This is a genomic window from Klebsiella sp. MS 92-3 (genome assembly GCF_000195655.1).
GTDB lineage: Bacteria > Pseudomonadota > Gammaproteobacteria > Enterobacterales > Enterobacteriaceae > Klebsiella > Klebsiella pneumoniae.
Genome location: NZ_GL882866.1, coordinates 45512 through 51935, shown reverse-complemented (window position 1 = coordinate 51935; position 6424 = coordinate 45512). Strand labels below are relative to the sequence as shown.

Below are 6424 nucleotides of genomic sequence, written 5' to 3'. Positions count from 1 at the left end.
GGCCGGCGAGGCGAGGACCATCCAGCGGTAGCGGGCCAGAGGACGCGCCACCAGGGTGGTGGAATCTTCGATCCGCCCGGTACGGATCACGCAGTCGAATCCCTCCTGAATAATATCTTCCACGTTGTCGCTTGAGCAGAGGATCAGCTCCAGATCGGGATACTGCTGCAAAAACTCGCCGATCCTCGGCAGAATGCAGTGGCGGGCAAGGGATTGCGGCATCCCTACCTTGAACCGCCCGGCGGGCTGAGCCGAGCGCCCGGGAAAGGAGGCTTCCATCGCCGCCATCTCGGCCAGCAGCCTTTTACACTCCTCATAATACCGGCGACCCTCCGCCGTCACGCTGAGCTTGCGGGTGGTGCGCTGGAGAAGCTGCGCCCCGAGCCAGGCTTCCAGCTCCTTCACCACCCGCGATACCGTGGAGCGCGGCTGCCCGAGCACCTCCGCCGCGCGGGCGAAGCTGTGGGCATCCACGACCGCAACATAGACCTGCATGGCATCCAGTTTGTCCATTTCGTTACCCCCCCGGCGCTCATTATCCCATTATTACGAACAGTCTAACCCGAAACGCTGTACTTATCGAATGACGACCGTCCCCCTACACTGAGCCTGTATCCCGTCAACACAAGGCTTAACTGAGCAAGGAGTTAAAATGAAAACTGATAATTTTAATCATGCGGAAAAGGTATTGGTGCTGGGAGCGGGACAACTGGGCGCCGCCGTTCTTGATGCGCTGGTGCCTGCGGTAATCGAGCGCCAGGGCACGGTCTCGGTCATCGTCTCGCCGGCGGCCTGGGATGAAGCCGGCCAGCTGCGGTCGTCAAACCATCAGGCGCTGGCCGACGCCGGAGCCACCTTCCTCGCCGTCGACATCGCCGGTAGCGCCATGGAGACGCTGGCCGATCAGTTTCGCGGATTCACCACCGTGATTAACTGCATGGGGTTTGTCGCCGGTCCGGGGACACAGCTGAAAATTACCCGCGCGGTGCTGGCGGCCGGGGTACCCCGCTATTTTCCCTGGCAGTTTGGCGTCAATTACGATGTGGTAGGCAAAGGCAGCGGTCAGCCGGTCTGGGACGAGCAGTACGATGTCCGGACCCTGCTGCGCGCGCAGCGGGCCACGGAGTGGGTCATTGTCTCCACCGGGATGTTTACCAGCTTTCTCTTCGAACCAGACTTCGATGTAGTGAATTTATCCAACCGAACCCTTCACGCCCTTGGCAGCTGGGATACCCAGGTGACCGTCACCTCACCGGCGGATATTGGCCGCCTGACCACGGCGATTTATCTGCATCAGCCGCGGATCGTCAACGAGGTGGTGTTTGTTGCCGGCGAAACGACCTCTTACCGGCAGTTGGCGGATACCGTCGAGCGCGTAACGCAGCAGACGTTCAGCAAAGCCGTCCACACCCTGCCCGCCCTGCTGGAGCAGCTGCGGACAAACCCGGATGACGCCATGCTGCGCTATCGCGCCGCCTTCGCCCGGGGGGATGGCGTGTGGTGGCCGATGGGCGACACCTGGAATGCCCGCCACCAGCTGCCGACCCAGGACATTGCCGGCTGGCTGCAGACCGCGCGCTGATTTTCTCTCACAGGACAGAATGACGATGAACAAGTTAATTCCACTGATCGTATTGAGTTGTCTGCTGCCCCTGGCGGCAAATGCCAGAACCATCACCGCCACCGGCGATACCCTGGACCATGCGGAGAGCAAAATCCGCCAGCAGGCCGCCCGCGAGGGCGCGACTACCTATCGCATCACTGAAGCGCGAATGGGCAACAAAGTGCATATCACGGCGAAAATCGCGGACTAAAGCACCGGCGTCAGGCTCAGGGATGAGCTGCCGGCAGCCCGCGCGCCAGGTCAGGCGCTCATTTTTTCCCGTCGACGATCGCGGCCCGGCGGCGCGCCATACAGGCGAGCGTATTCCCGGGTGAACTGCGACACGCTGATATAGCCCACCTCCCCGGCAGCCTGCGCAATACTCATCCCTTCCGCCAGCATCAGGCGGCGGGCGTGGATCAGGCGCAACTGCTTCTGAAACTGCAGCGGCGACAGCGTGGTCATGGCGCGGAAATGACGGTGAAAGACAGAGACGCTCATCCCGGCGGCGTCGGCCAGCGCGTCGACGCTGACTGGCTGCATAAAATCCCGGCGCAGCATCGCCACCGCCCGACGGATCCGCGCCGAATGGCTGTCTACGGCGCCCAGCGCCCGGATGGCCGGCCCATGGACACTCTGCAACAGCCAGTAATGTAGCTCCCGCCGCAGACCTTCCCCCAGCACCGCCAGCGCCCCCGGTTGATCAAACAGCCTTGCCAGCCGGTAAGCGGCATCCGTCACATCGGCGTTCATCGGTTCGATACCAACGCGGGGCGCCTCATCCGGCCCTGACGGCCCGGCCTCCTGCAGCTCGCGCAGGATAGCCAGGTCCAGCTCCAGCACCAGCGCGTAATAGGGAAAACGCTGACTGGCCTCGGTGATCTGGCTGGTAGTGGGAACATCCGCGGCAATCACCATCGCCTCGCCCGGACCATAGTCAAAGCTTGCCAGGCCGGTGGTCACGCTCTTACGCCCCTGGAGCAGCATGGCCACCAGCGGCCTGGCGATAGCCGCCTGCAGGTCACCAGGATGCAGGGCCCGCACCAGAGTAATACCGGGAACCGGGGTAACTGCCACCCCGCTGCTATCGACATGAGCATCGGCAAACCGGCGGCAGAGATCGAACAGAGCGTCGCGCATAAGATCCTTTCAGGCAAGTTTTAAAGCCTGAGTATGCGCTATTTCCCGGCAAAAGGGAGTGAACGGAGAGAAATGGGCAAAAAATAACAAGGATTGGGCAACCCGGCCCGGTGAGCCTCTCCTATTGTAAGGACTCCACATACCAGAGAGGACCGAACATGACTAAAATTGCACTTATTACCGGCGCCAACCGCGGCCTTGGCCGTCAGACCGCACTGGATATCGCCCGCCAGGGTGGGGATGTCATCGTCACCTACCGCGGCAATCTCGAACAGGCGGAAGCGGTGGTCGCCGACATCCGCGCCCTGGGCCGCAAGGCCATCGCCCTGCCGCTGGATATGGCGCAAACCGCCAGCTTCCCGGCCTTCGCCGACAGCCTCGGCAGCGCGCTGGCCAGCGTCTGGGGGCGGGCCACTTTCGACCACCTGATCAATAACGCAGGGCACGGCGAATTCGCCCCGCTGGCCGAAACGCGCGAAGCGCAGTTCGACGGGCTGTTTAACGTCCACGTTAAGGGGGTATTTTTTCTCGTACAAACCCTGCTGCCGCTGCTGGCAGACGGCGGGCGGATCGTTAACTTTTCCTCCGGGCTGACCCGCGTCTCCTATCCTGGCTTCTCCGCCTACGCCGCCGCCAAAGCGGCTGTGGAGATGCTGAGCGTGTACATGGCCCGCGAGCTGGGCGGGCGCGGCATAACCGTCAATACCATCGCCCCCGGCGCTATCGCCACCGATTTTGGCGGTGGGCTGGTGCGGGACGACGCAGAGGTAAACGCGCAGTTTGCCGCCATGACGGCGCTGGGACGGGTGGGCGTTCCCGAGGATATTGGGCCGATGATCGCCAGCCTGCTACGCGACGATAACCGCTGGGTGACCGCCCAGCGGATCGAGGTGTCGGGCGGACAAACCATCTGACGACTCAGGCTGGCAGGATGCGCTCCAGCGCCAGGCCTGCCAGCCGCACGGTCTCCAGAAGACGCGGCAGACTATCCCCTTCCCGCGCTTTCGCCGACAGGCCAAGCATCAACGTATCCATATAGTCAGTCACCCGCAGCGCGTCCTGCGGGCGATGGCGGGCGATATACTGCTGGATTTTGGCTCTTGCCGCAGCATGCCATTCGCCTGCCGCCACCCGGGCATCAGCATCCTGACAATGTACCCCCTCCAGCACCAGGCAGCCGGCGGCGGCCGGATCGGCCACATAGCGGCGAGCCGCCTCCTGCAGTACGGCGATGAGCGACGCCGCCACCGGCTGGTCGTCTCGCAGCAGGGCATCAATGGGAATGGCCCCGGTCTGGCTGTAGCGCTGCAGGACGCGGGTATACAGCCCGAGCTTGCTGCCAAAAGCGGCATAAAAGCTCGGGGGGTTGATGCCGAAAGCCTGGGTCAGATCGGCCACGCTCACCGCGTCGTAGCCTCGCGCGTGGAAGAGGCGTTGCGCCGTTTCAATGGCCTGTTCCGCATCAAACTGGCGGGGACGTCCCGGAGTACGCCCTGGTTTTGTAGTGGTCACTATATTAATCCTTGACAGCCTGTTTAGCCGCAGCATATTGTAATCATCACTACAATATCATGAGGTGTGGGATATGACAGCGTTTCACAACAAATCAGTGCTGGTTTTAGGCGGGAGTCGGGGAATTGGCGCGGCGATCGTCAGGCGTTTTGTCGCCGATGGCGCGTCGGTGGTGTTTAGCTATTCCGGTTCGCCGGAAGCGGCCGAGCGGCTGGCGGCAGAGACCGGCAGCACGGCGGTGCAGGCGGACAGCGCCGATCGCGATGCGGTGATAAGCCTGGTCCGCGACAGCGGCCCGCTGGACGTATTAGTGGTCAATGCCGGGATCGCGCTTTTCGGTGACGCTCTCGAGCAGGACAGCGATGCCATCGATCGCCTGTTCCGCATCAATATTCACGCCCCCTACCATGCCTCCGTCGAAGCGGCGCGCCGCATGCCGGAAGGCGGGCGCATTATTGTCATCGGCTCGGTCAATGGCGATCGCATGCCAGTGCCGGGAATGGCGGCCTATGCGCTCAGTAAATCGGCCCTGCAGGGGCTGGCGCGCGGCCTGGCGCGGGATTTTGGCCCGCGCGGCATCACGGTCAACGTCGTCCAGCCCGGCCCAATTGATACCGACGCCAACCCGGAGAACGGCCCGATGAAAGAGCTGATGCACAACTTTATGGCCATTAAGCGCCATGGCCGTCCGGAAGAGGTGGCGGGAATGGTGGCGTGGCTGGCCGGTCCGGAGGCATCGTTTGTCACTGGCGCCATGCACACCATCGACGGAGCGTTTGGCGCCTGATACCTCAGGGCGGCGATGCGCGCTTTGCACCGCCGCCGCGGGGACGTCATCGCCTGTCAGGGATCATCAGGCCAGGCTATCGACCGCCATAAAAAAGCGATCTTCGGTAAGCATAAGCCGCGCTTCCGGGGACTGGTGCGCCTTGCGGATCATCCAGCCCTCCTCCGGGGCCAGGCTCAGATAAAACACCTCCCGGGATCCCGCGCCGTCGGGCGCCTCAAGACTCAGGGTCACGATCCCCTTTTCCACGCCATCCAACAGCTGCTGCGGCACGATATTGACGCTGCGCTCGCCGTTTTGCAGACGAATGGCCGGGATATCGTAGCGGCAGATGCCGCTGTTGAGGCTGTAGCCAAGGGTACTCAGGTCGTGGAGATGGCGGGTCGAAATCACCACCTCAATACCGGTTCCATCAAACCACTGACTTATCTGCTGAGCCAGCTCCGCCATCTGCTGACGAAACCTGGCGATATCCGCGGCGGCCGACCCGTCGAGGGCCGCTGTCCGCCGCGGATTTTGCTGTTGCTGCAGTTTCTTAAAAAAACGTTCCCTCGCTGTCACGTTATCTCCCTGTGCTGTGATGAAACCGGTTGGGCTGGATGAAGATGGTTATAGCCCGTTCGCTGGTTACGAAGATTGAGGGCGAACTGGCGCGATGGCCCCGCCGCAAGTGTTTGTTTTTTTACGTTACTTCGCCGCTTCAGGCCTGAGCCGTAGCTGGTTGTGTTCGGCGGTGAAAATGCGCGGCTTGTCCGGATCCAATTCCTCACGCGCCAGCACCTGCTTCCAGGTATTTCTTTGTGTGTCCGGATGGCGGAACAGGCCGACAACCGCCACGAACGTCGCCTCCGCTTCCAGCGGCATATTCAGACTGGCGTCCCCTCCGGGACCGATCACCACATCGCGACTGGCGAGGAGATCGGCGGCGAGCAGAATATCCCCCTCCTCCAGCAGCTGCTGGTAAACCAGCCGGTCAAAGGTCTGGCGATCTTTAAGCTGATAGATGCGCACCACCACCGGTTCAGAGAGCGAGTGATTCTCTCTGGCATCGGTGTTGAGCGCTTCGCGCGCGGTAAAGTCCAGATGCAGCGTATTAATTTTCTTATAAAAAACGGCGTTGAAGGCAGACTTTGTTCCCTCCGAGACGCGCTGGGTGAGTCCGCATCCGCTCAGGCAAAGCGCAAGCAGGGGCAGCAGACAGGCGGTTTTAGTCAAACTTATACGTAACACGTCGGTTTCCTTGTAGAAAGGTGGCAGGCTGCAGGCCCGTATAGGTACCCAGCTCGGTGGTAAAGGTCTGAGGAATATCGTCCTCACTCTCGCCCTCACCCACGCCCAGCACGCCGTTCATACCGAGCCAGAACGGCTCGTCCCCCAGCGGC

General features: G+C 62.0%; 9 protein-coding genes and 1 pseudogene. 4 read left to right on the top strand and 6 right to left on the bottom strand.

Annotated features, from left to right (window positions below):
* Positions 1 to 513: LysR family transcriptional regulator (locus HMPREF9538_RS30695; protein ID WP_009486346.1), on the bottom strand; the 513-nt coding region annotated here is incomplete at its 3' end.
* Between the two features lie 139 nt (positions 514 to 652).
* Here HMPREF9538_RS30695 and HMPREF9538_RS02075 point away from each other — a divergent pair.
* The gene (locus tag HMPREF9538_RS02075) at positions 653 to 1582 is read left to right on the top strand and encodes an aromatic alcohol reductase (RefSeq protein ID WP_004212332.1); all 930 of its coding nucleotides are present in this window, start codon (positions 653 to 655) and stop codon (positions 1580 to 1582) included.
* Between the two features lie 25 nt (positions 1583 to 1607).
* Entirely contained in the window at positions 1608 to 1814 is a 207-nt protein-coding gene (locus tag HMPREF9538_RS02080) for a DUF1471 domain-containing protein (protein WP_004179576.1), read from the top strand.
* 50 nt (positions 1815 to 1864) lie between these two features.
* Here the strand turns inward: HMPREF9538_RS02080 and HMPREF9538_RS02085 are convergent, their stop codons facing one another.
* The gene (locus tag HMPREF9538_RS02085; RefSeq protein ID WP_004151595.1) at positions 1865 to 2743 is read right to left on the bottom strand and encodes an AraC family transcriptional regulator; all 879 of its coding nucleotides are present in this window, start codon (positions 2741 to 2743) and stop codon (positions 1865 to 1867) included.
* Between the two features lie 158 nt (positions 2744 to 2901).
* Here HMPREF9538_RS02085 and HMPREF9538_RS02090 point away from each other — a divergent pair, with 158 nt between their 5' ends.
* Positions 2902 to 3657 carry an SDR family NAD(P)-dependent oxidoreductase gene (locus HMPREF9538_RS02090; RefSeq protein WP_009486345.1) on the top strand — a complete coding sequence of 252 codons (756 nt, stop codon included), beginning with the start codon at positions 2902 to 2904 and terminating at the stop codon, positions 3655 to 3657.
* Positions 3658 to 3661: 4 nt separating this feature from the next.
* Here HMPREF9538_RS02090 and HMPREF9538_RS02095 read toward each other — a convergent pair whose 3' ends face one another.
* The gene (locus tag HMPREF9538_RS02095; protein ID WP_015958263.1) at positions 3662 to 4255 is read right to left on the bottom strand and encodes a TetR/AcrR family transcriptional regulator; all 594 of its coding nucleotides are present in this window, start codon (positions 4253 to 4255) and stop codon (positions 3662 to 3664) included.
* A 73-nt stretch (positions 4256 to 4328) separates the two neighbouring features.
* Between HMPREF9538_RS02095 and bdcA the strand changes: the two genes are divergently transcribed.
* The gene (bdcA, locus tag HMPREF9538_RS02100; protein ID WP_009486343.1) at positions 4329 to 5042 is read left to right on the top strand and encodes an SDR family oxidoreductase; all 714 of its coding nucleotides are present in this window, start codon (positions 4329 to 4331) and stop codon (positions 5040 to 5042) included.
* A 66-nt stretch (positions 5043 to 5108) separates the two neighbouring features.
* Here bdcA and HMPREF9538_RS02105 read toward each other — a convergent pair whose 3' ends face one another.
* From HMPREF9538_RS02105 to HMPREF9538_RS31905, 3 genes and pseudogenes are all read right to left on the bottom strand, one after another.
* Entirely contained in the window at positions 5109 to 5603 is a 495-nt protein-coding gene (locus HMPREF9538_RS02105; protein WP_004176416.1) for a hypothetical protein, read from the bottom strand.
* A 126-nt stretch (positions 5604 to 5729) separates the two neighbouring features.
* Positions 5730 to 6272: a type VI secretion system lipoprotein TssJ gene (gene tssJ / locus HMPREF9538_RS02110; protein WP_004176417.1), complete on the bottom strand. Its 543-nt coding sequence runs from the start codon at positions 6270 to 6272 to the stop codon at positions 5730 to 5732.
* Positions 6250 to 6424: pseudogene (locus HMPREF9538_RS31905) on the bottom strand (type VI secretion system baseplate subunit TssG); the annotation flags it as partial. The pseudogene HMPREF9538_RS31905 and the gene tssJ, both read right to left, overlap by 23 nt.